Origin of the sequence: Rubrimonas cliftonensis (genome assembly GCF_900107585.1) — a bacterium.
GTDB lineage: Bacteria > Pseudomonadota > Alphaproteobacteria > Rhodobacterales > Rhodobacteraceae > Rubrimonas > Rubrimonas cliftonensis.
Genome location: NZ_FNQM01000077.1, coordinates 1 through 1,984, shown reverse-complemented (window position 1 = coordinate 1,984; position 1,984 = coordinate 1). Strand labels below are relative to the sequence as shown.

The 1,984-nt window shown below is 66.7% G+C and carries 1 protein-coding gene and 1 pseudogene; one reads left to right on the top strand and one right to left on the bottom strand.

Annotated elements, in window-relative coordinates:
- Positions 1-716, bottom strand: a 716-nt coding sequence (locus BLW43_RS22595; protein ID WP_175479073.1) for an outer membrane protein assembly factor BamB family protein, incomplete at its 3' end; no start/stop codon positions are given.
- 936 nt (positions 717-1,652) lie between these two features.
- Between BLW43_RS22595 and BLW43_RS24810 the strand changes: the two are divergent.
- Positions 1,653-1,834 (top strand): annotated as a pseudogene (locus BLW43_RS24810) (transposase); the annotation flags it as partial.
- Positions 1,835-1,984: the final 150 nt, after the last annotated feature.

The following is a 1,984-nucleotide window of genomic DNA, read 5'->3' as shown; positions in this document are numbered from 1 at the left end:
GAATTCTCGCCGATCGGCTCGCCGAGGTGCGTGGTCTGCTCGGGATCGACCAGCATCTCCTCGTCGGGGCCCATCGAGTAGGCGCGCCAGACGCGTTCGCCGGTGTTCATGTCGTAGGCGGTGACGTGGCCGCGGACGCCGAACTCGCCGCCGGCGATGCCGACGATGACCTTGTCCTTCACCGGCAGCACGGTGGCGGTGTTGGTCTCACCCATGGACGGGTCGCCGTTCACCGCCTCCCAGATGACCGTGCCGGATTTTGCATCGAGCGCGACGAGCGTGTTGTCAGCCTGATGGAGGAAGATCTTGCCGTCGGCGTAGGCGGGGCCGCGGTTGACGGTGTCGCAGCACATGACCGCGATGACCGACGAATCCTGCTTCGGCTCGTACTTCCAGATGATCTTGCCATTGTTGTTGAGATCGAGGGCGAAGACCTTGTTCGGAAAAGGCGAGTGGACGTACATGACGTCGCCGACGACCAGCGGGCCGCCTTCATGGCCGCGGAGTACGCCGGTGGAGAAGCTCCAGGCCACTTTGAGATCGCCGACGTTGTCGCGGTTGATCTCGGCGAGCCCGGAAAACCGGGTGTTGGCGTAGTCGCCGGTCTGGAGAACCCACCCGTTCGGATTTGAACTCAGCGTCGTGACGCTGTCGTTGGCGGTCGCAGGCGCGGCGAGCATCGCGCTGGCGGCGAATGCCGCAATGAGCTTCTTCATGGTTCCTCCGAGGCAGGGGCAGGGGCAGGGGCAGGGGCAGGGGCAGGGGCAGGGGCCGCCGCATCCGTCGTGCTCAGAGAATTCCCTTGTGCGGATGAAAAATATGTTATCGGAAAGAATGACTCGGAAGATGTTGAGCAGTGCCCCACGGCATGGCGCAGTGTTTGGCCTATCGGAGAGGTCCGGGCTTGACCGGGGCCCGACAGGGGCGCCGGGGCGAGCGGTCAGACATCATGATGGTCGGTGACGCGGGTGAGCGCGTCGAGCGACATCCATTGTCGCGTAACCGCCTGCTCGTCGTTGGCCAGCGGCATCGGCGCGCCGGGGACGGATGATGGCCTCCTGGTCGGGAAAGACGCCGAGGACATCCGCCCCGCGCCTTGCCTCCCGGTTCAGCCGTTCGGGGGGGGGGCAGGCGATCCGCGCCCGGCGCTTGCGGGGGCTAGCGTGGGAGATCCCTGAAAGCCGGAACAGCGTCGCGGGAGGCGTCCATCATGGCGCCGAGCCTGGGCTGCTTCTCCCGGAGCGCATCGGCGGCGATCTCCCCTCGGGTCTCGGCGTCGGCCTTGCCATCGCAGGGCGAGGATCGTCTTCTGCGTCGCGGATACGGCCGCGCGCCGCCTGGCGGGAGCATGGGCGCGCGCGCTCCGGGTCGTGGCCCTGCTGGTGGTGCAGCTCGCCGGCAGCGTCGCCGCCCGCACGCGCGCTTTCACATGGCGCCGTAGCGGTTGGCCATCGGGAGGTCTCCGATAGTGTCGGGTTTGCGAGAGCCAAGCCGAACCGGAGAACCCCGATGACCGACGAGATGATGACCCTGCGAAGCCTGGTGGAGAAGGCCCCTGACGCGGACCTGCTGAGGGACATGCTTCTGGAGCAGGTCGCGCAGCGATCATTCGATCCTGCGGATCGAATGAGGGCGGATGGAGGTCGGAGGCCGGCTGCGCCGCCGAGCGCCCGATGGAGATGGAGGCCGGCGGCCTGACCGGTGCAGCCTGCGGCGAGAAGAGCGCCGAGCGTCTGGCGCGAGCCGCAACGGCTACCGTGACCGGGCCTGGGAGACGCGGGCCGGCACGGTCGAACTGCGCATCCCGAAGCTGCGCAAGGGCAGCTACTCCCCCGGCTTGGCGCGTTTGCCACCTGATGCCGTTGATATCGGCCCTTCCGAGGCCGAGCCCCCAACTTCGACAGCAAAACGCGTAAGCGATTGATATTGTTATGGCCGGATGGGCCAAAATGTAACTACACGGGCTTGTCAGGCTGGTTTTGGC